This window comes from Parabacteroides chongii (assembly GCF_029581355.1).
GTDB classification, from domain to species: Bacteria; Bacteroidota; Bacteroidia; order Bacteroidales; family Tannerellaceae; genus Parabacteroides; species Parabacteroides chongii.
In genome coordinates this window covers 5,008,903-5,035,520 of record NZ_CP120849.1, presented here as the reverse complement: position 1 = coordinate 5,035,520, position 26,618 = coordinate 5,008,903, and the positions used below count along the sequence as shown (strand labels likewise).

Genomic DNA, 26,618 nt, shown 5'->3' with positions numbered 1-26,618 from the left:
TTTTTTATTGGAGAATTTCATTTTAGGAGATTCCTATGCATTGATATAAGATATATCCTACCATAGGCATTAAGTCCAGTTTTCTAAGATGTGACCGGATTTCTGCTAAAGCCTTACTGATATGCCCTTCTACAGTTTTCTCGCTGATATTTAATTGTAAAGCGATCTCTTTATTTTTAAGCCCTTGTCCACGGCTTAGCAGAAACACTTTACGACATTGTTCGGGCAACGTATCTACACATGAAATGATTTCTTCTGATACTTCTTTCAGTAATAATGAATCCTGCAGATCGAAGCTGATAATTTTTTGCTGTAATTGTAATTTGATATTTTGCTCGTCTATATTGACATTCTCTTGCAATGAATTAAGATAGGTGATTGACTTATTATATGTGGCTTTATACAAATAAGGCTTTATTGGGTCGTTAAAGTTGATCGTGTCCCGCTTCATCCATAAAGCCATAAAAACATCCTGCACTATATCTTCGGAAGCCTGCCTGTCGTTAGTATACTTGTTGGCAAATGCAAGTAGGGAACAGTAATAGATATGAAATAAATCCTCGAAAAAAATGAAGTCTTGTTTCAAGGCCTTGTTTTTTGTTATGTCGTATCCGTTGTGCATTTTTTCTCTGATCAAATAAGCTTTTTCTCTTCTACAAAGATATTTATTTTATAGATCGATACAAGTTTCTATCCGAATTTTGACTTATTCGGCTGTTTGTAACAGACTATGTGTTAAATGATGTTTATTTTTAAGTGTCGGGCAAGGGATAAATGAAAGATTTATGTGATAGATATAAACAAGGAATAAAATGGAAGATATTATTATAAAATATTTGAATCAAACTGCTACGGAAAATGAAATGAGAGCATTACTGGAGTGGTTGGATGAAAACATAGATAATCAGCGGCAGTTTGCTATAACGAGAGATTTATGGTTTGCATCGGAAGCCTCTGTCTCTTCACGCTATGGCGAGAGTGCCAATGCTTTCATCCGTTTCAGGGAAAGTGCACTGGCATTTGAAAATAGAAAGAGTAAAAATGGTATCTCTATACGTTTGGTAAAGATTGCAGCTTCGATCGCTTTGCTGATAGCCTGTTCCGCCATGGCATTTTTTATTGGAAAAGAGAGTACACCACATACATCTCAAATAGTGAATGTTGTCATGAACCAGGCTATTATGGGACCCGGGCACAAAGGTTCTGTGACATTGCCGGATGGTACATTGGCATGGCTGAACAGTAATAGTAAATTGATTTACCCGGATCAATTTGAAGAGGGAGTTCGTAAAGTGAAACTAATAGGAGAAGGTTATTTTGAGGTAACGCCAAATGTAAAAGCTCCTTTTTATGTAGAGACATCCGATATGTCGGTCAAAGTATTGGGTACTCGTTTTGATGTTCAGAATTATGAAAAGAAAAATATTTCGGAAACTGTTCTGTTGTCAGGTAAAGTTGAAGTTATGATGAAAAGTAACGGAGAAAGGCGTGTTCTTTCTCCAAATGAAAAGTTATCTCTCGACAGGCAGACAAACCGTTATACAGTAGATCGGGTAGATGCTGCCGAATATGCATTATGGACTGCAGAAAAGTTAGTCTTTGCGGATGAACGTCTTTCCACTATCCTTCGGAAAATGGAACGATGGTACGGCATTTCTATTTCCTGTAAACAGGGGGTTCCTTTGGATTCCAGGTATTCATTGACGATACGAAATGAATCGAAAGAGGAAATCCTGAAGATGTTGTCTATATTGGTTCGTATCGATTATACCATAAAAGACGATACCATAGTTCTTTATAAAATATAATATTCACCTTTTTAAATCTGATAGCCTATGATATAAATGTCAAAATGAAAAAAATTAGGCAGATGCTGGAAACATCCGCCTAATGTGTGTAATTAAAATCAGCTCTCAAAATGCGACAATCGGGAGCTTCTTATTAATTTAAAGCAATACAAACATATGAAAAAAAAATCCACGAGAGGGAATGATATGCCCTTTCTTAACATTAATTCATTTAGGAAAATGAAACTAATACTATTTTTGGTCTCTGTTACTTTTCTTCAATTATCAGCGGTTAATGGTTATGCACAAAAAGCATCTATTGATTTACATTTATCTAATGTTTCGCTGAAAGAAGCTATACAGGCCATCGAAAAGCAAACTGAATTTGTTTTCTTTTATAGTACGGAAGAGGTCGATTTGACCAAAAAGGTAGATGTCAATATTCGGAAAGGGAATATTGAAGGAATATTAAGCGATGTATTCAGAGATTATTCCTACCGGATAGAAAACAGAAAGATATTATTGACTCCTAAACCCACACAGAAATCCCATAAGATAACAGGTACGGTAAAAGATCATACCGGAGAAAGTATCATCGGGGCAAATATTTCAGTGAAAGGCACTACCAACGGTACTATTACAGATATTGACGGAGGATTTACGCTGGAAGTTCCTTCCGATAATGCGGAAATTATCATATCTTATATAGGGTATAAGCCACAGGAAATCGCATTGAAGGGTAAAACAATCTTAAATGTCGTTTTGGCAGAAGATACACAGAGTCTGAATGAAGTGGTGGTAGTAGGTTACGGTACACAGAAAAAAGCGAATTTGACGGGAGCTGTTTCTGTAGCCAATATGGATAATGTGGTAGGTAGCCGACCGGTGACTTCTATGTCGAAAGCACTGGAAGGGGCTGTACCTGGGTTACAAATCAAAACAGAAAATGCAGCTCCAGGAGCAAGCAGCAAGATCAATATCCGTGGAACGACCAATATAACCGGAGCTGAACCTCTGATTTTGATGGACAATGTTCCGGTAGATATCAATACGATCAACCCGAATGATATTGAGTCTATTACGGTATTGAAAGATGCTTCTTCTGCTGCCATCTATGGTGCCAGAGCTGCTTATGGTGTGATTTTATTGACTGCAAAGAAAGGTAGTAAGGATGAAACCCCCAGGTTTAATTATTCAACCAACCTGACTGTCAGCAAACCTTATGAGCTGATAGAAAAAGCAGGAGTATATGAAACAGTAAAGGCTTTTAAGGATTTCGGTTATTCGACATACTGGAGTGGACAGGATGTGGATAAATGGTTGTCTTATCTGGATGAATATCAACAAAATCCCTCAAAATATCCGGATGGTTATACGATGGAGGGGAGTACTCCTTATCAGCTAAGATTGAATGATATAGCAAAGGATATGACACAGAAAGGTGGAGGTTTTGAGCAAATGCATAACCTTTCAGTAAATGGCGGGACAGCCAGGACTGCTTATCGTTTCTCATTTGGTTATACCGATCAGAATGGTGTACTCGTGTCTGATAAAGACAGGTACACGAGAATGAATATCAGCTCGTATCTGAGTTCGGATGTTACAAAATGGCTTACTGCCCAGTTAACAATCAACTATGCGAAAGGTAAAACTTCTGCACCGAATACAAATGGAGGTGGCGATCCGTGGAATATAATGACTCAATTACCCGGATATTCTCCGCTGGGTTACTATAATAATGGAGATGAAGAATTGCCTTTCAGAACTCCCGGAAACCTGATCAATCTGTTGGAACCTATTGAAACGAATGACGAAGTATTCCGTGCATTGGGAAAAATAATAGTATCCCCATTGAAAGATCTGAAAATTATCGGTGAGTTCACCTACGACAAGAAAAATACGAGAAAAGATCGTTATGACAAGAAGGTTGATTTCGTACAGGGAACGAATTTCCTGGTGGAGTCGACCAGAACAAACTCTTTCTATCGTAAGGATATGAGTAATACGCAATATATGGCTGCCAATATTTATGCTTCTTATGAGAAAGAATTTGGAGGGCATAATTTTGCATTAACAGGTGGTTTCAATAGTGAGAACAACCGTTATGAGTTGCTTTGGGAAAGTAAAACGGATATGATCAATCCGGATCTGCCTTCAATATCCAGTGCCACGGGAACGTTGGACGGAAAGGATAGTTATTCCGAATATGCTATTTTGGGAGCTTTCTATCGTTTGACATACGATTATAACGGAAAGTATTTATTTGAAACGAATGGGCGTTATGACGGTTCTTCCAAATTTCCAAGCGGACATCGGTTCGGTTTTTTCCCATCTTTCTCATTAGCCTGGCGTTTGTCAGAGGAAAACTTTATGAAGAATATTGATTTTCTGTCTAATTTGAAATTAAGAGGAACATATGGTAATATTGGCAACCAGGTTATTCCGGCTTATCAATTTCTGTCGGTTATGAGCCCTGCTAAATCGATCTGGTTGGGAAGCGGAGAAACTCAGTTTTGGACATTGAATACTCCCGGACTGGTTAGTCAGAATTTTTCCTGGGAGAAAGTGCAGACAGTAAACGGTGGTATCGACCTTGGTTTGTTTAAGAATAGATTTACTGCTTCATTCGATTATTATGTAAGACGGACAAAAGATATGTTCGGACCGTCAGCTGACCTGCCGGATGTGTTGGGTACGACTGCTCCTTTTATGAACTCTGCCGATTTGAAGACTAAGGGATGGGAATTGCAATTGGATTGGAGAGATAAGATAGGTAGTGTAAATTATTCGATCGGCTTTAATCTGTTTGATTCGCAGGCAACTATTACCCGATTTGAGAACGCGACGGGTAATCTGGCTAATAACTGGGATACGGATGCTGACGGAGAGAAAGATGCAAACTTCTATACAGGAAAGAAAATGGGTGAGATTTGGGGATATGTAACAGACCGTTATTATACAGTCGATGATTTCGTCGAAGGTTCCCTGGATGCCAATTTGAAAAACGGAAAATTAAAAGACGGTATACCTTATATTAAAGGGACGGCAACTCCCAATCCTGGTGATATTCTGTATAAGGACCTGAATGGAAGCGGTGATATTTCTCAGGAAGAGAATACGGTTCATAATCCGGGTGACCGGAAGATAATCGGCAATAATACCCCACGGTATCATTTTGGTATCACAGGTGGTGCCGCATGGAAAGGTTTTGACTTTTCTTTCTTTATTCAAGGTATAGGAAAAAGAGACGTATGGGCTGTCAGCCAGCTTTCATGGCCTCTATGCGGAGAGTTTGCAGCTTTGCATGCTAATACACTCGATTATTGGATGCCGGATAAAACAGATAGCTATTACCCGCGTATTTATCAACGCGACGGTGAAAATTCGGCACGTAACAGATATACTCAAACGAAATATTTGTCCAATGGCGCTTATTGGAGAATTAAGAATATCACGTTAGGATATACATTCCCGCAAGAATGGTTAACTCGTATAAAGATCAATCAGGTCAGAGTGTTTGTCAGTGGAGAGGATCTTTTTACGAAGCATCATTTGGCCAAAGGACAGGATCCGGAACTGACAACGAGCGGAGCTGTTTATCCTTTGATGACGAAGTATTCTTTTGGTCTTAATGTTTCATTTTAATCAGTAATGAATGTCATGAAAAAAACAAAAATAATAGGAGCGATTGCCCTGGTCTCTTCTCTGTTTATAAGTTGTGATGATTATTTGGATAAGTTCCCGATCGAATCACAGACGGAAGCGACAGCTTTTAAAACATACGATAATTTTAAAACGTATGCATGGAATCTTTATGGTATTTTTGATGAATTTTCTTATAAGGGGGAAAGTGATCCCAATATAATCAAAGGGGATAGGAACTCAGATAATTTATCTTATTCTTCGGCAGGAAACGAGTCGATCTTTGCATTCGACCGTCTGACTCCAACCCAAAATATGATTAATTATGATTATGCTTTTATAAGAAAGGCGAACGTAATGCTTGATAACATTGAAACATCTTCCATGAGCCAGGTAGATAAGGATTATTGGAGAAGTGTCGGACTCTTTTTCAGATCTCTGCGTTATTATCAGTTGTTATCTACTTTTGGCGACATACAGTGGGTTGAGCATACTTTAACGGAAAACGATACGGATATCCTATACGGAGAGCGCGATCCAAGGGATCTTGTTGCAAAAAATATATTGAATGATTTGATATGGGCGGAAGAACATATTAAAGCTGACGGAGAAGGCAGCAATACAATCAATGTACATGTCGTAAGAGCACTTTTATCTCGTTTTGCCCTTTATGAAGGTACGTGGCGTAAATACCATAATTTATCGGAGCCGGAGGTTTACCTGAATGCATGTATAAAATATTCAGAGAAACTGATAGATGCCTATCCGAATGTGTGTAGTCGTTACGACCTGTTATTCAATTCGGAGAAACTGGGAGGTGTCGACGGGGTTATTTTATACAGGGCTTATGCAACCTCCAATGGTACGCATATGCTGAATCGTTATAACAGAAGTTCTTCCTGGTTCTATGATATGAGTAAGGATGGGGTTAATAGTTATTTATGTACGAATGGGAAACCTATCTATAACCCGGAATCCGGTTTTGCCGGTGATAAGACGATGTATGACGAGTTCAGGAACAGGGACAGACGCTTGTATTATACGGTTACTCCTCCCTATAAAGTAAATAAAGGAACTCCTAACACAACCTGGACATATACCGATGATCCGCAGGACAGAGAATATATCGATCTGATGACAAAACTGGAAACGACCAGTGAGGGAGGAAGCGGTACAGGTGTGAAAGCACTCCCTGTAACAAACTGGAATACGGGCGAGATCGTCCAAAATAATCCGAACTTCAGAAAACAGGCGAGCCCGGGGTTCTTCCTGACCGAATTGGGTTATATTATCTATAAATACTCTTTTGCAAAAGCCGGTGAACTGGAGAATACAACGGATTGTCCGATTTTCAGAATTGAAGAGGCTTTGCTGAATTATGCCGAAGCCAAATGGGAGATGGGGCAGTTTGACCAGTCTGTCGCTGACCGGACAATCAATAAACTCCGTCCGAGGGCAGGTGTTGCCTTAATGAAAGTTTCAGATATAAATGCTTCATTCGATCCGAAGCGCGACCAGGCAGTGGATCCGGTGTTGTGGGAAATCCGTCGTGAAAGAAGAGTGGAGCTAATGGCTGAAGGCTTCAGAATGAACGATCTGAAGCGGTGGCATAAAGGTGAATATGTAAATAAACAGCAAACCGGTGCCTGGATAAAAAAGGCTGACTATCCGAAGCTGGAAATAACAGGAGGTACCGATACGGAAGGATATATAAAATTCTTCAATGATCCTGTAGCCATGGGATTCGGCTGGAAAGAGTATATGTATGTTTATCCGATTCCTCAAAGCGCGTTGACTAAAAATCCGAATTTGGGAAAAACTCCGGGTTATGATTATTGATCCGTAATGTATAGCAGGTTGCCACTTTTTGTGGCGGCCTGTTTGTACATGATTTTACTATATCGTTAAATATGATCTTTATGGATATGAAGAGTTTCTCTATCTGTTTTTTCTTTTGGGTGAGTCTGTTCATGCATTCAATGACACAGGCACAGACTGGGTTGTTGGCGGATAAACCTCCTATGGGATGGAATAGTTTCAATTCTTATGGAGTTTATTGTTATGAAGCAGCAGCTTTTGCAAACCTGGAAGCGATGAATACAAAATTAAAATCCTATGGGTATGTCTATTTTGTGATCGATAATGGCTGGTTTGGGGAATATGAGTTAGAGGAGAATACTCATTTTTCTGTTGAGCGGCATGCATCGGATATTCATATCAATGAATATGGATTGTTTGAACTTTCCAGAACATACTTTCCGAATGGCTTTAAGAGTCTCATCGACAGTTGTCATGCCAAAGGGCTAAAGTTCGGTTTACATTTGATGCGGGGGATTCCCCGTAAAGCTGTACTTTTAAATACTCCGGTAAAAGGAACGGATTTTCGGGCGGCAGATATAGCCGACACTTTGAATGTTTGTTCCTGGTGTACTTATAATTATGGAATTGATATGGATAAACCCGGAGCCCAGGCGTATTATAACAGTTTGATCAGCCACTTGGCGGGGTGGGGTGTTGATTTCATAAAGTATGATGATATTGTTCCTTATCCGAGAGAAGTGGAAGCAATAGTGAAAGCTATTGAGCAATGTGGTCGTCCCATCGTTTTAAGCCTTTCTCCCGGTGATAAGGTGGAAGAGAAAGATTTGCCGGCTTTACGGAAAGCCAATATGTTGCGGGTTACTGCAGATATTTGGGATACGCAACATAGCATCGATCTTTCTTTTGATGCGTGGAAACGCTGGCAAGGAAAAGAAGAACCGGGTTTTTGGCCGGATTTGGATATGATTCCGTTTAGTGAGTTGCAACTGATGTCTCCTCCTGGCCGGAAGACGAAAGACCAGAAAGAAATAGCATTAGCCGGACGTGGTACCCATCGTTGGAGCGAACTGAATGAATCTCAGAAATATACATTTATAACCCAACGTTCGATGGCTGCCTCTCCGTTGTTTTATGGAGGGAATATAGTATCCATCGATGATTTTACTCTTCGTTTGTTAACAAACAAGGATATGCTTGCCTGTAATCAAAATGGGGTAATGGGCAATTTAATCTATGAAGAGAATGGCATTGAAGTTTGGACTGTAAAAGAAAGAGACCGGCAAGCCGGATGGATCGGTATTTTTAATCGTACTCAACAGACTCAGAGCAGGAGATTTGTAAAAGAAGAGTTGGGGCTGGCTCCGGAAAAGGATTATCGTCTTTTAAATATATGGGAAGACAGAAAATCTGTAAGTCTGGATAAGATGATAGAAATCCCAGGGAATGGTGTCCTGTTTATCCGATATGAATAACAACATAAAGAATAATGACAAATAAAAGAAAGATGAATCATTTTTTGTACAACAAATATGTTTGTGTGCCTGTCCTGGCAACTTTAATGTTTTCTTGTAAAGAGCAGACAGAAGTGGCTAAAAAGCCTAATATCATTTATATTTTAGCGGATGATTTGGGATATGCCGAATTGGGTTGTTATGGACAGGAAAAAATAGAAACGCCTAATATAGATAAGTTAGCAGAACGGGGAATGCGTTTCATGCAGAATTACTCCGGTTCTCCGGTTTCTGCTCCGTCCCGTTGTGTTACATTTACCGGATTACATTCCGGTCATGCTTATATCAGAGGTAATGATGAGATGTCGGAAAGGGGAGCTGTCGGAGATTATCATGCTATGTTGGCTGATTCTACATTGGAAGGGCAACGTCCTTTACCTGCTGGTACAGCGATGATTCCTTCTGTATTGAAACAAGCCGGTTATGTAACCGGTTGTATCGGTAAATGGGGACTCGGCTATCCGGGGTCGGAGGGAACTCCCAATAAAATGGGATTTGATTTCTTTTACGGATATAATTGTCAGAGGCAGGCGCATACTTATTATCCTCCTTTTCTCTACCGGAATGAAGCGCGTGAATATTTACCGAACGAGTTGCTGGTCCCTAATACGATGCTGGATAAAGGTGCGGATATTTATAGCGAAGATAGTTATGCGAAGTATACAAAAGAAGTCTACAGTTGTGATCCGATGTATGATGAGATATTGAAGTTTGTAGAGAATAACAAAGATACGACTTTCTATTTGGCATGGACTTCTCCGTTGCCGCATGTCCCTTTGCAGGCTCCGGAGAAATGGGTAAAATATTATGTCGATAAATTTGGAGAAGAAGAGCCTTATACGGGTAAGCAGGGATACTTCCCTTGTCGTTATCCGCATGCAACCTATGCGGCTATGATCAGTTATTGGGATGAGCAGATTGGTGGACTTATCGATAAGTTGAAAGAACTCGGCATATATGACAATACGGTAATCATGTTTACCAGCGATAATGGTCCTACATTCAACGGAGGTTCGGATTCCCCTTGGTTTGATAGTGCCAAACCTTTTGAATCTGACTATGGATGGGGAAAATGTTTCCTGCGTGAAGGAGGAATCCGTGTACCTTTAATCGTTACCTGGGAAGGACGCATTAAAGGAAAGACTGTCAGTAATCATGTTTGTGCTTCGTGGGATGTAATGCCTACTCTTTGTGAATTGGCGGGAATAGGTGCTCCACGTACGGACGGAATTAGTTTTGTTCCGGAATTGTTAGGTAAGGAGCAACAAGAACATGACTATCTTTATTGGGAATTTCCGGAAGGGCAGGGAATGAAAGCTATCCGTATAGGAAAATGGAAGGGGTTGATACTTAACATTAAAAAAGAGGGAGAAGGCAACTTTCTGTTATTTGATTTGGAAAACGATCCGAATGAACTGGTCAATGTTGCTTCCGAACATCCGGATATAGTGGAACAAATGAGGAATCGGATGAAAGAAGCCCATGAAGAGTCCTCTTTAGAGGTTTTTAGAATGTAATGTTTATGTATTAGATTGCGACTAAAAAGCTTGTTTTTCCAAATAAAAAAACATATCTTTGAGAAATAAGGACCTCTAAATTCATAAAGGTATGGAAACAATTTATTTGGCAACATTAGATAACGAATTCCAGGCAACCTTGTTGCAGGATTTGTTGAGAAATGACGGTATTGAGTCTTTTCTAAAAAACGAGATCATCTCTTCCGTACTGAATATCCCTGGTTTTCAAAGAGAGATATATGTAATGGAAAAGGATTACGGGAAGGCAAAAGAGATACTGAAACAGGCATTGCCTGAATTGGTAGGAGAAGAATAAAGTAGAGTTATTGCTCTGTAAATATAAAGGTCGGGTGTGAGTGAGTCATACCCGACCTTTTTTGGTTATTGTTATGGTAACAGGATGTTTTTTGGTGTCAGTTCCTAATTTGATACATTATTAAAAAATCTGTTCCGAATTTAAAAGTTCTTACTCTAAGTATGATACCTGCTGAGAATGAGATCATAGCTTACTTTGCAATTGTAAATCTTTATCGAATTAAGCATTGTGTAAAGTAGTTTTCATTAAAGCATTATTATTATGGGAAACAAGAAAAAGTGTGTTTGGAAAAGAGGGAGATACTTGTTTGTTGCGACTTTATTAGGCGCGGGTTCTTTCTCCAGTTATGTAAAGGCCGGAACTGATTATAATCAGTTCAACTCGGTAACAACCGAGTTGAACAATGATGTAAGTCAGCAAAAGAGTAAAAAAATTACCGGAACGGTTGTCGATGAAACAGGTCTTCCTGTTATTGGGGCCAATGTTGTGCAAAAAGGAACGACTAATGGTATTATAACAGATGTGGATGGGTATTTCTCTTTGGAAATCCCGGAAGATGCAACACTGGAAATTTCTTATATCGGTTATCTGACACAGTCAATACCTGTAAGAAATAAGTCATCTTTCAAGATCACTCTTCGGGAAGATACTCAAAAACTGGATGAGGTGGTTGTAGTTGGTTTTGGTACACAGAAAAAAGTAAACCTGACAGGGGCTGTTTCTGCGGTGTCAGGAGATCAGTTGAGCGGACTTCCGGCTACGAATGTCGCCAATATGTTACAGGGAAAATTGCCGGGTGTTTCTATTACGGCAGAAACCGGACAGCCCGGACGTGAAGAAACTTCTATCCGTATCCGTGGTGTAGGTACGATGAATAATTCAGACCCGATGATATTAGTTGATGGGCTGGAAAGTTCAATGAATGATGTCAATCCGAACGATATTGAAAATATCAGTGTTTTGAAAGATGCGGCGGCAGCTTCTATTTATGGAACCAGGGCTGCGAACGGAGTAATCCTGATAACAACCAAACGGGGTAAAACAGGAAACCCAGTATTGAGTTATAACGGATATGTCGGATGGCAGAAAGCAATCAGGACACCGGAACATTTATCTTCTGCACAATATGCAAAATTATTTAATGAAGGAAGAATTAATGAAGGTTCAGCTCCTGCTTATACGGCAGAAGATATTGAAAAGTATCGGAACGGCTCTGATCCGGATAATTATCCGAATACGAAATGGATGGATCTTCTTTTGCAGGGAAGTGGATTTACCCATAATCATAATATCAGTCTGAATGGTGGTACCGATGCGACACGTTATGCAGTATCGTTGGCTTATTATAGTCAGGATGGTTTAACGAAAAATACTTCACATGAGCGATATAATGTCCGTATCAATTTGGATAGCAAAGTGACTGAATGGTTGACGTTCGGGATAAATTCAAGTTTGTCCCGCAGGGAGATTGTAGCACCGACAAATCCATTTTCGAATAGTATGGGTCAGTTCTTCCGTCAGGCCAATCGTATTCCTAATACTTTTGTCAATCAATATTCCGACGGAACTTACGGGCGTCATATCGATGGTAATCCGATCGCCTGGATCGAAGCCGGAGGAAAAGCAACATCGGTTTATACTCATGCATTAGGTAGTGCGTTCGGTGAACTTAAGATCATTGATGGGCTGACCTTAAAAGGTATTGCCGGTATTGATTACAATTTTGATGATGGAAAAACACATATTAAAGAAATTACTTATGGGGATGGTTCCGTACAAGGTCCTAACAGTGTAGAAGATTATCTGGATCGTTGGATGACAGTCACTCTCCAGGGATTATTGAACTATCAGAAACAAATAGGTAAGCATTCATTTAAAGGAATGTTGGGAGTATCGAGGGAATCTTATAAAAAGAATCTGACGAAAGCATACCGTAAGAATTTTCCAAGTAATGAGTTGACTGAGTTGGATGGCGGTTCAACAAATGGATGGAGTAATAACGGTAGTGCACTTGAAACAAATATAGGTTCTTATTTCGGACGAATCAACTATGATTATGCAGACAAATATTTGTTGGAATTTAATCTGCGAAGCGACGGTTCTTCCAAGTTTGCAAAAGGACATCGTTGGGGAACATTTCCTTCTTTCTCTGCCGGATGGCGTATTTCCGAAGAGGCTTTCATGAAAAATATCCATTGGTTGGATAATCTGAAGATTCGAGGTTCATGGGGTAAGCTGGGTAACCATCGTACGGATGATTATCAATATATTGCAATGATCGCTTTAGGACAGAATTATAATTTTAATAATGTCGTGGCAGATGGTGCCGTACAAACAAAAGCGAATAACGGCAATATAACCTGGGAAACGACTAAAGAACTGGATTTAGGTTTTGATGCCGGTTTTAAGAATAACCTGATCAATGTTTCTTTCGATTATTATGACCGGTATACCGATAATATTTTGGCAGTAGTACCTGTATCATTGATTTTTGGACTGGATGCTCCCGTATCTAATGCCGGAGCCATGAGAAACAGAGGAGTAGAGGTATCGTTGGGACATTCCTATAAAATAGGAAATGTAGAATATGATATCAATGGTTATATGGCATATAATAAGAATAAGGTTGATAAATATCCAAACCCAGAGAAAGGGGATAATGTTAAAATGGAAGGTTATTCCTGGGATTCTTTTTATGGATATGAATGTACTGGTATATTTATGTCGGACGAAGAAGCTAAAAATAGTCCGGTTCATTCTGTCTACTCTAAAGCTGGCGATTTGAAATTTAAAGACCAAAATGATGATGGAAAGATAGATGCAGAAGATCGTGTCGTTTTAGGAAATACGATTCCGAACATTACTTACGGATTTAATCTGAATATGAAGTATCGTGATTTCGATTTTCTGGCTTCTTTCCAGGGAGCGGCGGACGTTTATCGTACTGTCGATCGTGAGTCGATGTGGGGATTTATTGATGGAGCGAATGCGCAGGAAAAACACCTCGATCGTACGATCGTAGAGAACGGACTGGTAACGCAGTTAGGCCATTATCCGCGTATATTGATCAATCAGTCTCACAACCGTGTCATGAGTTCTTTTCTTGTGATGAATGCCAGTTATCTACGTTTGAAGAATTTGCAGATAGGATATAACTTACCTCAGAGTTTGTTGAAAAACATTCATCTGAACAGAGCCAGGTTATATGTAAGCGGACAGAATTTATTGACTTTTACCAAGTTTCCGAAGGATTTCGATCCAGAGGTGAAGAGTGGCAGTGCCGGATCTTCATATCCACAGATTGCAATTTACACGATAGGTTTGGATATAACATTTTAATACGTACAGATTATGAAAAAGAATATAATAGGATTTGCACTGATGATGGGTTTATTGTCATGTGGCGATAGTTTTTTGGATGTTGCGCCAAAGGATAAATTGTCGGATGCAACATTTTGGCAGAGTGAGAAAGATGTGGATATGGCTTTGAATGGCTGTTATAAAGGATGGGAAGCCATATCGAATGTTGTTTTTATGGATGCGGCGTCTGACAATGGTTATGAGCAGTTTGACTATAACTTTCAATCTATTGGGAACGGACAGATATTACCGACTTCTGCTCCAGGATTGAATGCTCCTTGGGTAGACGGTGATGCAACTCGTTGGTTCAGATACGACCGTATTCGTAAATACAATAATTTCCTGGAAAAGATAGAAGCTGTAGAGATGGATGCTGATAAGAAAGAACGTTATAAGGCTGAAGTTCGTTTCCTGAGAGCATACGATTATTATGGAAAGATTATGTATTACGGGGATGTTCCTTTGGTTGATAAAGTGATAACTTCTGCCGAAGAAGCTAATTTGTCAAGAACCCCCAAAGTTGAAGTTGAAGATTTCGTATTGAAAGAACTTGAAGCTGTTGCTGCCGTATTGCCAGTTCAAAACACGATAGAATCGGGAGGACATATCACGAAAGGAGCTGCTTTGGCGTTGAAAGCTCGTCTAGAACTATATCTTGGAAAATATGAACAGGCACAGGCTTCGGCTGAGGGAGTGATAAATATGTCTTGTTATGAGTTGTATCCTGAATATGAGGAGATGTTTTGGCCTTCTGCTGAATCGTCCAATAAAGAAGCTATTTTGGATGTACAGTATATGAAGAATGACTATTTCAATATGCTTCCCCAACTGAATTTACCGGCAACGGAAGGAGGATGGTCTGCTTTGAATGCACTTTGGCCGTTTATTGAAGCATTCCAAATGGAAAACGGTAAATATATCGATGAAACGGGTTCTGGTTATAATCCGAACGAGCCATTCAAAGGTCGTGATCCGCGATTGACTAAGATCGTTCTATGTCCAGGGCAGAAATATAACGGACGTTATTATAACCCGCTCGATAAATTTATTGATGGTCAGGCAGATCGTAAGAATTTGGATTACCATGAAGAGGCGGCAGCTTCGAGAGGTGGTCTGCTGGTGAAAAAGTATATTTATCCGATGTCGGTGGTTGATGCTAACAACCATGATGGTAATGCTATCGTAATTCGTTTGGCTGAGATGTATATCACATTTGCCGAATGTGCTTTACAGACCGGAAAAGATAAAGACAAGGCTCTCCGTTATATAAATGCCATTCGCAAACGGGCTGGTATGCCGGAGGCTACGGAGCTGAATGAGAAAATAGTCCGTTATGAACGTCGGATAGAATTGGCATTTGAAGGTTTGCGTTATTTCGATCTTAAGCGTTGGGACCTAGGACCTACTTTATTGAATGGTTGGGCCATAGGCAGTCGGAATGGTACAATTGATTCTAAAACAGGAAAGGTTACTTGGAGTGATGATTTTATCAAATTGGAAGAGCGTATTTTCCAGGCTAAACGGAATTATCTGTTACCGATTCCTCAGACAGAATTGGATCGGAATCCTAATATGAAGCAGAATCCGGGGTATTGATACATAGGGTGCAACTTTTTATGATACTTGTTATTTGACAAGTTTAATAATGAGTTTGCACCTTTTTTTATTAAGTTCCTTATCCGAATGTATTTTATGGAATCCGTGCCGAAATATATCATTTTAAGTTTCGCATCGTTTGGGATTATTCTGAAAAAGCATATTTCTTTGTATTTACGATCTTTTGAAATCAAATAGTAATATAGATATGAAGTTATACCGATTTTTTCAATTGCTGCTTGTTGCATTATTTGCTTTGCCGATTCATGCAACAGATTTCATTATCCCTCGTCTTTCCCCTTTACCGGTGGAAGTGGAGAATCAAAAAGTACCATTATCCGGAAGATGGCAATTCAACCCGTCACCGGAGAAAAACTTTTGGGAGAAACAACAGGTTAATCACTGGAAAAATATTGAAGTTCCCGGTGAGTGGGTGATGCAGGGATTTGAAGTGGAGAAAGGGAAGGCAGCAGGGTATTTCCGGACATTTACTGTCCCCTCGTCCTGGAACGGACAGCGAATAAAACTGCGTTGTAACGGGATATACAGCGACAGCCAGATTTTTATTAACGGCAAGAAGGCCGGTTCACATTTGGGAGGTTTTACGGCTTTTGAACTGGATGTGACCAAGCTGGTAGAAATCGGAAAAGAGAACCGGATAGCTGTTTCGGTTAAATCGGAGAGCCTGGCGGATTCCACATCGAGCGGTTCTCAGTATGCAGCTCATCCGTTAGGAGGGATTCCGCGTGATCTATATCTGTTTGCTTTGCCGGAAGTGAATTTGTCGATGTTCCATGCCGCTACATTGTTCGATTCGACATACACGGATGCTACGCTGAAAACCGAGTTGGAAGTTACCAATGAATCGATGGCAGCAGCCAAAGGTGTATCACTACATTTCACGTTGAAAGATAAAAACGGAAAAGAGATTACACTGAAGCAAACCACAAAATCAATTAACACGATAGGAGCAGGAGCTTCCGAGAAAATGGAAGTCTCCTTTCTGATCCCGAAGCCGGAGAAATGGGATTCGGAACATCCCAATCTGTACACCTTTACCTGTCAACTGAAAGAAGGAAAAAAGGTGTTGTACGAAACGACTCGTCGTATCGGTTTCCGTCAGATAGAAGTTCGTGGCAATCAGATGTATATAAACAATATGCCGGTAAAGCTGCGTGGTGCATGCCATCATGAAGTGATGCCCTTGCGCGGACGTTCCGTGAACGAAGATATGTGGCGTAAAGATGTTGAACTGTTCCGTCGTGGAAACGTAAACTATATCCGTACTTCCCATTATCCGCCCGATGAAGCTTTATTGGAGGCTTGTGATGAACTGGGTATGCTTTTGGAGGTAGAGGCTCCTTTCTGTTGGGCACATAACACGAAGTTTACGGAAGATGATCATGCCCGGTTGATTAATCAGCATGTGGAAATGGTGAACTTGAACCGAAGCCATCCTTCTGTCATCATGTGGTCGATGGGAAATGAATCACTCCTGTATAAAGAATTCTTTTCAAAAGCAGCAAAAATTGTCAAACAAATGGACCCGACCCGTCCACGGATCTTCAGCCAGTGGGGACCGGATGCGGATGAAGGCGAACTGGAAGTGACCAATCATCATTATCCCGGACCGACCGGACCGGATAAATACCGTAATAGCAAACGCCCTGTCACCTTTGATGAATTCTGCCATCTGAATGCCTATAACCGTCTGGAACAGGCTGCCGATCCGGGACTTCGTTCGATGTGGGGACCCTTGTTGGATCGGATGTGGAGTGATATGTATCATAGCCAGGGGGTACTGGGAGGGGCTATATGGGTCGGTATAGACGATACATTTTTCCTCCCGGGAGAAAAGGCTGTCGGTTATGGAACCTGGGGGCCGTTAGATGGTTGGCGTCGTGAAAAACCGGAATACTGGGAAATGAAGAAAGCCTACAGTCCGGTGAAGATCAGGCTAAAAGGAAATATGTCTGCCGACGGCAGGGTTCGTTTCGAAGTGGAGAATCGCCATAACTTCAGTAATCTGTCGGAATGTGCAATCGAATGGAAAGTGGGTGAAAAGAGCGGTAAGGTGGCAGTAGATGTAGCTCCCCGTTCAGAAGGAACATTCGAAATCCGGTTGCCTGAATCTTTGTGGAATACGAAGATGTTGGAATTGACCGTTACTGGCGTGCGTGGCTATAACATCGATGAATACCGCTTCGGTCTTCTGCCGGAACAACAGAAACCGCAGGAGCAGATTCAGGCTGGCAAATTGTCTTACATGGAAAAGGATGACGTGATCGAGGTTCAGTCAAAAGGCGGAATGTTTACAGTGGATAAACGTAACGGGTTATTGTCTGCCGGTCAGGGAAACAATGTTGTGTTGCTGCAATCTCCGACGTTGATGGTACTGCCGTTAAACGGAGAAGGTGGAGGTATCCAGATGACTGGCGAAAACCAAAAGTTTGATCCCTACAACCCGACTTGTGAAAATTGGGTGGCTCAATCTATTACCTGCCTGCCTGCCGATGATCTTGTTCGTATAAAAGTAAAAGGAATTTATAAAGAAGCGGAAGGCGCATTGGAATATCGTTTTCATAGAGATGGGAACGTGACATTCGCCTACGATTTCACTATGCTTCAGGATGTTTCTCCTCGTCAGACCGGATTGGTATTTACTTTGCCTTCTTCTTTTACTCACTTGGACTGGAAACGGAAAGGTTATTGGAGTGTATATCCGACAGATCATATCGCAGCCCTGGAGGGGGAAGCAGAAGCATTCGATACCTCTCTACCCGTATCCGGACTTGCCGGTCCTTCCAAACAACCGGTAAACTCCTGGTCGTATGACCAAACGGCAGCCGGATCAAATCTGTTCCGTTCCACAAAAGAAAATATCTATTCTGCCGAATTGAAAGATAAATCGGGAAGATCCATAACTATCCTGTCTGACGGAACACAGCATGTTCGTTCCTGGATAGAGGGCGATGCGATACGTTTATTGATTGCCGATTATAATAATCCGGGCAAGGAAAATTTCCTGATTCCTCATGCAGAAAAAGAATACAGACCGTTGAGGAAAGGCGATAAAATGCAAGGAGAAGTAACGGTTTCTTTTCATCCGTAAAGATAGATCTATGATACCTGAAAAAAAGGTCCGGTCTTTTGAAATGTTAAGACAGGACTTTTAATTACAAAATAAGGGACTTTTGAATTCAAAAGTCCCTTATTTTTTTCGAGTGTTTAATACATGCAGATCGTGAATACAATGTCATCATGAGAATAAGGACTGGCATGAAATGAAAAATAATCAGATAAACAGTGCCATAATTGTAATGCGTTTTATATCTTTACAATTGATTTAAAGGATACATATTCTATTTTTTTCAAAAAATGCAGAAAGCTTTATATTTTATTTTTTTAGTTATTTATTATGTATAATATAAGGAATCGCATGGCTTACATCGGATAGAAATATAGTTACTGTCAATCACTTGTATAAGATGTTTACTGACAATAGATTAAGCATGAATAAGGATTGCACCTTTACATCGGATATTACATCGTAATATGTGTTAAATAAATTAGATGCTATGAATGAGTTCCGGTCAGTCAATGAGAATCAGGCTATCGATTTAATGGGATTGTCTTATGTGAAAATTCCACGGTATACACTGAATTTGATAAAAAATCCAGCTACCCGTCAGTTGGGACAGCTTCATTTGTTGTTGTTCGACATTTGTTTTTTTGCTGATGGTTGTGCCAATTTAAACGGACGGAAAGTGCCGTGTAAAAGGGGCGAGTATGTTGGAACACAACAGCAATTAGCGGATATGTCCGGTATCAATATCGGTTCGATCAATCGTTTGATCCGCAAACTGGAAGCTATGCATCTGATCTCTGTGACCAAAATACAAGGAGGAAGTTTAATCAAAGTACATGGATATACAAGCTTGATTGATGTTCCGGAAGTAAAGAAGTATTCCCAAAAGAAGAAAGGAAAGCAAGAGGTTGTTGTCGATCTTTTTGCTGAAGCAAGAAGGTTGTATGGAGGAGGGGACCCGATAAACTAATTGGCTTTAGTATGGTTTCAGAAAAGCATATTTATGAATTAACCGCTTTGGAATCGTTGTTCAAACGTTTCTACAAACCGTTGAGGGCTTATGCATTCCGTTTTGTCAATGATATGGAGCTGGCGGAAGATATTGTACAGGATACTTTTTTTGAGTTATGGTCCAGAAGAGATATGATTGAATTTGATGGGGCTGTGAAGTCGTACTTATTTAAATCGGTCTATAACCGTTCATTGAATGTGCTCAACAAGAAATACCAGAATAAAGAATTTTCATTGGATAAAGAAAATGAACAGGAGATCTTGGATCAATATCTGGCATCATATATTGAGAACTCAGAACAAAGTCTTATATTGAAAGAACTGGAAGCCGAAATCATTGCTTATGTAGATACACTCCCTTCCCAGTGTAAAAAAATATTTACGTTAAGTCGTTCTTATGGTTTAAAAAATAAAGAGATAGCCGAACAGTTAGGTATCACGGTAAAAGCTGTTGAGAAACAGATTAGTAAGGCATTGTTCGGTTTGAAAAAACATTTAACGGAGGAAGGTTTAATCACTTTATTATTTTTTCTTTACGAGGGTTATTAAGAAAAAATATTTTTGTTTGAAAAAAATGCACTAGTAGAGGTAGGGCAAACTTCTCTTTTTTTGTATTACTAGTAGAAGATTGAGATATGGAAACAAATACAACTGATATAAATCTAATTATAATCCGCTATTTGGATGGTTCAGCAACACTGGAGGAGAAAATATTGCTTCTTCACTGGTTGAAACAATCTGATGAAAATCGTGAAAACTTTACAGATACACGTGATTTGTGGATTTCATGTAATGCGGCAACTACAGATGAATTAGAGGTCGACATTGCTTTGGAACGTTTGAAGTCACGAATTATGAGCGTACAGGGCCGACAGCCGGTGAAAAAGGTTGGAGCTCCTTTTGTACGCTGGTATCAGATAGCTGCTGTTTTTCTGTTTCTTTTAGGAATGGGATATTGGTTCGGTTTCTCTAATAGATCATCCCAGCCGGAACTGTTAGTTAGGAATCAGTTGATTACAGCAAAAGGAAGTAAAGGCAAATTTTCTTTACCCGATGGTACCATTGTCTGGTTAAACTCAGAAAGTAGTCTTAGTTATCCGGAACAATTTGCAGGAGAGAAACGTACGGTCAATTTGAATGGTGGGGCTTATTTTGAAGTAGTGAAGAATACGGAAAGACCGTTTATTGTCCGGACTGGTGATATCGACATAGAGGTTTTAGGAACAAGTTTTAATGTATCCGCTTATTCTTCTCATGAAAGTATTGAAACAGCTTTGTTGACGGGGAGTGTAAAAATAACGGGTACAGGCATGGATAAGGACATTTTTCTGAAACCGGATGAAGTCTTTGAATATGAAAAGACAAACCATATATCTTCTGTGAAACCGGTTAATGCCAGTTTGTATGCTGACTGGATTAAAGATCGCCTGGTGTTTGATAATACCCGTTTATCGGATATTCTGATCAGTATGGAGGGATGGTATAATATAGAGATTGTCTGTCCTGAAAAATTCGCTCAATCAACACAAATGTCGTTTACCATACGGCAGGAAAATATAGAGGAGATATTGAAGGCAATGAGTTTTATTGCTCCTATCAGGTACCGGATAGAGGGTGAAAAAGCTTATATAACTCCGATAAAATAGTATTAACCTTAAAAATAATAGAAATATGAAGCCTGATACATAAGAAATAGAAAAATAGGTGGGTGCGGGAACACTCACCTATTCCATAGATTTCAATTAAACAATCACATCTCTTGGCAGGGAATGGGATTAAATGTCTAACTTAAAAATCCATGTAAAAATATGAATAAAAATTGGAGGAAGGGATTATTGTGTCCTTTCTTAACACAAAAAAACTTTCGGGTTATGAAATTAACGTTGGCTTTGTTAACCGTAGTCCTCTTGGAAGTTTCGGCAGTGGAATCGAATGCCCAGACGGCAAAAATCAGTTTGAAAGTAGAGAATGTAACTGTAAAAGAAGCTTTGAAGCATATAGAGAAAAAGAGTGAGTATACATTTTTTTATAATGATAAAACGATTAATGTGAATAGTTTTATATCTCTAAATGCGGATAATCAAACTGTATCGAATATACTTCTTTCTATTTTACCCAATTGTGAGTTTAAGGTAAATGGAAAACAAATTGTGATTATGCCTAAAAATGAGGATACAACATCTGTGCAACAGCAAAAAAAAACAGTCTCAGGCGTGATAAAAGATACTCAGGGGATGCCTATTATTGGAGCCAGTGTGTCAGATAAAGGTACGACAAATGGTACGATTACGGACCTTGATGGTAAATTCTCGTTGGAGGTTTCTGCAAACTCTATGCTGCAAATCTCTTATATAGGATATTTGACACAGGAGATCAAAATAAAGGATCAGACAGATTTTAATATCACTTTACGTGAGGATACACAAGTTCTGGATGAAGTGGTTGTTGTCGGCTACGGAATACAGAAGAAAGTGAATTTAACAGGATCGATCTCTTCTGTTAGTACGGATGAAATACAGAATGTTCCTGCATCAAGTTTATCGAATGCCCTTGTCGGTAAAATTGCAGGTGTATTATCTACTCAATCGGGAGGAAAACCGGGGGCAGGTTCTGATATGACGGTACGGGCCAAAGGTACCTGGAACGATACGGAACCTTTGTATGTGATCGATGGGATTATCAGGGATAAGTTTGCTTTCGATGGTTTGGATGCTAGCGAAGTAGAAAATGTTTCGGTCTTGAAAGACGGAGCTTCTGCTGCTATTTATGGAGCCCGTGCCGCTAACGGTGTCATTTTGGTTACAACTAGAAAAGGACAGATCGGTAAACCTGTGATCTCTTATACCGGATCTATCGGTTTATCGGATGCAACCATGATTCCCGAAACACAAAATGCATATGATCAGGCTGTTTTAATTAATGATTATTTGAGGGTAGAAAATGTAGATCCTTCAGATATGCGGTTCTATACGGATGATGAACTTGAATATTTTAAAAAGAACAGTTATAATTGGTTGGATGAAGCATGGAAACAACCGTTGTTGACAAGACATTCTATAAATGTAAGTGGCGGAAATGATCGTGTACGATATTTTATAGGAGGTAATTATTATTACGAAACGGGTTCTTTAAAGAATCTGAGTTTTAAGAAATATAACCTTAGGAGTAATTTGGAGGCTAATATTACAAAAGATTTGATTGCCACTTTAAATATTAATATGGATATCCGGAATGATCATAAACCTTATTGGAAGTACGATAAGGATAATGATACTATGTATGATTTGTTCAATGGCTTACTTTTCCGTACAGGACAAGTTCCCCCTTATATCGATGGCCGGCCTGTCGGAACATTTAATGAATTCCATCCTCTGGAAAATTTAGAAGATCATGCCGGATACAACAGAAAAAAGTATTCGAACTATGAAGCTAATATAGCATTGCAATATAATGTACCTTTTGTAAAAGGGCTAAGCTTGAAACTTTTATTCAATAAGTATAACAGGCATACTTTTGTAAAACAGTTCAGCCGTCCGTATTCCATGTATGAATATCAGACGACGGGAGGACATAATCATATTATAACGGATGTCGTTTCGTCTGTAAAAGTGAGAAATGACGGTGATTTCCTTTTGGAAAAATATGATAATCAGGATAGCTATCAATTGAACGGATATGTTACTTATGCCAATAAGTTCGGAAAACATGATGTTGGAGCTTTGTTTGTCTATGAACAGTCGGAAGGGACGGTAGACTGGTTTAACGGGCAAAGGAACTATTTCCTTTCATCGGCTATCGATCAATTGTTTGCAGGTAACTCGGATTCTAAGAATTCAACGGTAGATGGTAAGGGGGAAGAAACCGGACGCATTTCTTATATTGGTCGTTTGAATTATGGTTATGATGATAAATATTTAATTGAAGCATCTTTCCGTTATGATGGGTCTGTCAATTTTGCTCCTAAAAATCGATGGGGATTTTTCCCTTCTGCATCATTGGCCTGGAGGGTCTCTGAAGAGAAATTCTTCAAAGACAATGTGAAGTTTATCAATTATCTTAAATTGAGAACTTCTATCGGTTTATTGGGGAACGACCGGATTGTATTGGCTGATAAAAATGCAGTAGCCGGCTGGCAATGGATGCAGCGTTATAATTTTACAAACGGAGCTTATTTCGGCTCATTGAGTGATGGTATCGCGACTGATGTAATACCGAATATAGATGTAACCTGGGAGAAGTCTTTGACATACAATTTGGGTATTGACTTGAATGTGTTGGATAATAGATTGTCGTTAACGGCAGATGCTTTTTATCGGCATACTTATGACATTCTCGGTGACCGTGCGGCAAGTATTCCTGCTACTTTCGGAGCTAAAATGCCTTCGGAGAATTATGCTGTAATAAATGCAAAAGGATTTGAAGTTGAATTAGGCTATAATGATAAAATCGGGAAAGATTTCAAATATTATATAAAGGGAAATTTAGGGTATGCTGTCAATAAAGTGATAGAGAAAGACGAAGCGGAAAATCTTCGTTCCTATAAATCTGAAATAGGTTATAGCTCGGACCGAAAGATGGGGTATATCGCAACCGGTATTATCCGGACGCAGGAAGAACTGGACGCATTACCGGAAGGGTATACCATATTAGGGCAGAAACCGGAATTAGGAATGTTGAATTATAAAGATTTGCGAGGTGCTAATAGTGATGATCCGGATGGTGTAATCGATGAGTATGACCAGGACTGGATTATTAATCATACGACACCCCCTTTGAATTATGGAATTTCTCTGGGAGGTTCATGGAAAGGATTTTCATTGGATATATTCTTACAGGGAGTTGCCGGAAATGATATAATGATTGATATGAGAACAACACAAGGACGTCCGGAAGAAACTAACTTCAATTATTGGACAGACCATTGGACTCCGGAGAATATAAATGCCTCTTTCCCTCGTGCTACTCGCAATGCTGCTACTGTACAATCTACCTTTTGGGTTCGTGACGGTTCGTTCATGCGTTTGAAAAATGTAAATCTGTCGTATGCTTTGCCTAAGAGCCTCTTGGATAAATGGGGAGTGGCCCAGCTAAAGTTTTTCCTGACAGGTAATAATTTATGCTTATTACAGAATAAGTTGAAATATTTTGATCCTGAAAATGCAGGAATCAGGAATTATCCTTTGATGAAAAGTTATTCTTTTGGAGTGAATCTTAGTTTCTAACATATAAACGTATAGTATTATGAATATTAAATATTTGTTATTTGGATCCTTATTGACCGTCAGCATGGGCTGTTCGGATATCCTTAATAAAAAAGATTTATCATCGGTAACAGATGACCAAGTGTGGAGTGATGCCAATTATGCTACGGCTTACCTGAATCAATTGTATGCGAAAAATTTGCCCAAATGGGCAGGGGAAGAGGAGAGTAATAGGATTTATTATTCATCCTATTCCGATGAAGCAGAAGGAGAAACCGATGTCTTGTACGGACAATTGACTATTGCTTCGATAGACCATTGGTATTACGAAGATATCCGTAATATAAATTTGTTGTTTGAAAAATTAGAGGATAATTTGGCGATAGATGCAGAAACATCTACAAGTTTAAAGGCTCAGGCTTCTGTCCTGCGCGCATGGAGATATTTTGAGATGGTTCGAGTGTATGGAGGGGTTCCGATGCTTTTGCTGCCTCAAAAATTGACGGATGATTTGTTGGTGTCGCGAAATAAGACTTCTGACTGTATCGATATCATATTGCAGGATTTGGATTATGCATATGCTAATTTGCCTTGGAGTTGGACAGGAGATAATGTTGGAAGAGCAACGAAAGCTGCTGCACTGGCATTAAAGGCCAGGATATTACTTTATTATGCCAGTCCTCAATTCAATCCTGATAATCTGATGGATCGTTGGGAAACAGCCTATAAAGTAAATAAACAGGCAAAAGAAGAGTTGGCTGAAAATGGTTACGGGTTATATACTGATTATGAAAATATATGGTATGACGAAATGAACAAGGAAGTTGTCTGGGGACGCAGGTATCAGGAGCCCGGTGTAACAAATGCCTGGAATGCCGCATCCCGGCCTTTGTCCGAAGCACAGAACCGTACAGGACAGAATCATCCTACACTTGAGATGGTCGAATCTTATCCGATGGTCACAGGTGTACCTATTACAGAATCGGCGGATTATGATCCTGTTTTGTATTGGAAGAACCGGGATCCCCGTTTTAGGGTAACGGTTGCATATAATAGTTGTTTGTGGGAACTGAGTGGCAAAATTGGTAGAAGGCAGTGGACGTATGCGGGTGCAGAACTTAATTATCCGACACAGACCGGTTTTTATTGTAGAAAAGCCGTTGATCCCAGTTATACACCTTATTATACGGAAAGAAGCAGCACTGATTGGATTGAGATACGTTATGCGGAAGTATTGTTGAATTTTGCAGAGTGTGCAGCTGTGATGGGGAATGTGGACGAGGCATACGATATTCTGAAAATAATTAGGGAGCGGGCAGGTATATTGGCAGGAAATGACGGGATGTATGGCTTGAAGAAAGGCTTATCCGGTGAGCAGATGATTGATGCGGTTATGCTGGAAAGAAAACTAGAGTTAGCATTCGAAGGGAAACGTTATTGGGATTTACGGCGTAGACGTCTGTTTGCTACGGAGTTGAATGGGAAAGTTCGTCATGGTATTTTACCAAAACTGAAGATTGCAGAAAGTGAGTTCAATACAATGAAAGACACCATTGATTTTGAAAATAATTATGCGGCCTATTTTAAGGATTCATTGGTTATTTTGGATAAGAAATTTGCAATTGATTTTAAAGACAATTATTATTTCTATGCTATTCCGAATAAATATTTAGAAACGAATTCCAAGATGGAGCAGACACAAGGTTGGAGTGGAGGAACATTTAATCCGTTAGACTAACCGATAAATTACAGACAAGTGTTTTTCCTT

Annotated in this window: 15 protein-coding genes; 14 read left to right on the top strand and 1 reads right to left on the bottom strand. The window is 39.7% G+C overall.

The features are described from left to right. Window positions 1-22: 22 nt before the first annotated feature. Window positions 23-586, bottom strand: a complete 564-nt coding sequence (locus tag P3L47_RS19320; protein ID WP_277781821.1) for an RNA polymerase sigma-70 factor — start codon at window positions 584-586, stop codon at window positions 23-25. A 226-nt stretch (window positions 587-812) separates the two neighbouring features. Between P3L47_RS19320 and P3L47_RS19315 the strand changes: the two genes are divergently transcribed. The 14 genes from P3L47_RS19315 (at window position 813) to P3L47_RS19250 (ending at window position 26,588) form a co-directional block, all read left to right on the top strand. Then, window positions 813-1,808, top strand: coding sequence for a FecR family protein (locus tag P3L47_RS19315; RefSeq protein WP_277781820.1), 996 nt, complete (start codon window positions 813-815; stop codon window positions 1,806-1,808). Window positions 1,809-2,027: 219 nt separating this feature from the next. Continuing rightward, a complete protein-coding gene (locus tag P3L47_RS19310; protein ID WP_277781819.1) occupies window positions 2,028-5,432 on the top strand; it encodes a TonB-dependent receptor in 3,405 nt (1,134 codons plus the stop codon). A gap of 15 nt (window positions 5,433-5,447) precedes the next feature. Then, entirely contained in the window at window positions 5,448-7,268 is a 1,821-nt protein-coding gene (locus P3L47_RS19305; RefSeq protein ID WP_277781818.1) for a RagB/SusD family nutrient uptake outer membrane protein, read from the top strand. 80 nt (window positions 7,269-7,348) lie between these two features. After that, window positions 7,349-8,722, top strand: a complete 1,374-nt coding sequence (locus P3L47_RS19300; protein ID WP_277781817.1) for a glycoside hydrolase family 27 protein — start codon at window positions 7,349-7,351, stop codon at window positions 8,720-8,722. Between the two features lie 86 nt (window positions 8,723-8,808). Continuing rightward, window positions 8,809-10,278 carry an arylsulfatase gene (locus P3L47_RS19295; RefSeq protein ID WP_277783718.1) on the top strand — a complete coding sequence of 490 codons (1,470 nt, stop codon included), beginning with the start codon at window positions 8,809-8,811 and terminating at the stop codon, window positions 10,276-10,278. A gap of 91 nt (window positions 10,279-10,369) precedes the next feature. Further along, window positions 10,370-10,594: a putative signal transducing protein gene (locus P3L47_RS19290; RefSeq protein WP_277781816.1), complete on the top strand. Its 225-nt coding sequence runs from the start codon at window positions 10,370-10,372 to the stop codon at window positions 10,592-10,594. A 261-nt stretch (window positions 10,595-10,855) separates the two neighbouring features. Next, window positions 10,856-13,933, top strand: a complete 3,078-nt coding sequence (locus tag P3L47_RS19285; protein ID WP_277781815.1) for a SusC/RagA family TonB-linked outer membrane protein — start codon at window positions 10,856-10,858, stop codon at window positions 13,931-13,933. Between the two features lie 12 nt (window positions 13,934-13,945). Then, complete coding sequence (locus tag P3L47_RS19280) at window positions 13,946-15,550, top strand: RagB/SusD family nutrient uptake outer membrane protein (RefSeq protein ID WP_277781814.1); 1,605 nt, start codon at window positions 13,946-13,948, stop codon at window positions 15,548-15,550. Between the two features lie 208 nt (window positions 15,551-15,758). Further along, window positions 15,759-18,662, top strand: coding sequence for a glycoside hydrolase family 2 protein (locus P3L47_RS19275; RefSeq protein WP_277781813.1), 2,904 nt, complete (start codon window positions 15,759-15,761; stop codon window positions 18,660-18,662). Between the two features lie 466 nt (window positions 18,663-19,128). After that, window positions 19,129-19,608 carry a helix-turn-helix domain-containing protein gene (locus tag P3L47_RS19270; protein ID WP_277781812.1) on the top strand — a complete coding sequence of 160 codons (480 nt, stop codon included), beginning with the start codon at window positions 19,129-19,131 and terminating at the stop codon, window positions 19,606-19,608. 11 nt (window positions 19,609-19,619) lie between these two features. Next, window positions 19,620-20,198: an RNA polymerase sigma-70 factor gene (locus tag P3L47_RS19265; RefSeq protein WP_277781811.1), complete on the top strand. Its 579-nt coding sequence runs from the start codon at window positions 19,620-19,622 to the stop codon at window positions 20,196-20,198. Window positions 20,199-20,284: 86 nt separating this feature from the next. Then, on the top strand, window positions 20,285-21,295 hold the full coding sequence (locus P3L47_RS19260; RefSeq protein ID WP_277781810.1) for a FecR family protein: 1,011 nt from the start codon (window positions 20,285-20,287) through the stop codon (window positions 21,293-21,295). Between the two features lie 225 nt (window positions 21,296-21,520). Next, on the top strand, window positions 21,521-24,871 hold the full coding sequence (locus P3L47_RS19255) for a TonB-dependent receptor (protein ID WP_277781809.1): 3,351 nt from the start codon (window positions 21,521-21,523) through the stop codon (window positions 24,869-24,871). A 19-nt stretch (window positions 24,872-24,890) separates the two neighbouring features. Then, entirely contained in the window at window positions 24,891-26,588 is a 1,698-nt protein-coding gene (locus P3L47_RS19250) for a RagB/SusD family nutrient uptake outer membrane protein (RefSeq protein ID WP_277781808.1), read from the top strand. Window positions 26,589-26,618: the final 30 nt, after the last annotated feature.

Excerpts from the sequence above, each read along its gene's own strand:
- P3L47_RS19285 (WP_277781815.1), top strand. The coding sequence starts at position 10,856 with ATGGGAAACAAGAAAAAGTGTGTTTGGAAAAGAGGGAGATACTTGTTT.
- P3L47_RS19315 (WP_277781820.1), top strand. The coding sequence starts at position 813 with ATGGAAGATATTATTATAAAATATTTGAATCAAACTGCTACGGAAAAT.
- P3L47_RS19260 (WP_277781810.1), top strand. The coding sequence starts at position 20,285 with ATGGAAACAAATACAACTGATATAAATCTAATTATAATCCGCTATTTG.
- P3L47_RS19265 (WP_277781811.1), top strand. The coding sequence starts at position 19,620 with ATGGTTTCAGAAAAGCATATTTATGAATTAACCGCTTTGGAATCGTTG.
- P3L47_RS19280 (WP_277781814.1), top strand. The coding sequence starts at position 13,946 with ATGAAAAAGAATATAATAGGATTTGCACTGATGATGGGTTTATTGTCA.
- P3L47_RS19295 (WP_277783718.1), top strand. The coding sequence starts at position 8,809 with ATGTTTTCTTGTAAAGAGCAGACAGAAGTGGCTAAAAAGCCTAATATC.
- P3L47_RS19310 (WP_277781819.1), top strand. The coding sequence starts at position 2,028 with ATGAAACTAATACTATTTTTGGTCTCTGTTACTTTTCTTCAATTATCA.
- P3L47_RS19255 (WP_277781809.1), top strand. The coding sequence starts at position 21,521 with ATGAAATTAACGTTGGCTTTGTTAACCGTAGTCCTCTTGGAAGTTTCG.
- P3L47_RS19305 (WP_277781818.1), top strand. The coding sequence starts at position 5,448 with ATGAAAAAAACAAAAATAATAGGAGCGATTGCCCTGGTCTCTTCTCTG.
- P3L47_RS19290 (WP_277781816.1), top strand. The coding sequence starts at position 10,370 with ATGGAAACAATTTATTTGGCAACATTAGATAACGAATTCCAGGCAACC.
- P3L47_RS19250 (WP_277781808.1), top strand. The coding sequence starts at position 24,891 with ATGAATATTAAATATTTGTTATTTGGATCCTTATTGACCGTCAGCATG.
- P3L47_RS19270 (WP_277781812.1), top strand. The coding sequence starts at position 19,129 with ATGAATGAGTTCCGGTCAGTCAATGAGAATCAGGCTATCGATTTAATG.
- P3L47_RS19300 (WP_277781817.1), top strand. The coding sequence starts at position 7,349 with ATGGATATGAAGAGTTTCTCTATCTGTTTTTTCTTTTGGGTGAGTCTG.
- P3L47_RS19275 (WP_277781813.1), top strand. The coding sequence starts at position 15,759 with ATGAAGTTATACCGATTTTTTCAATTGCTGCTTGTTGCATTATTTGCT.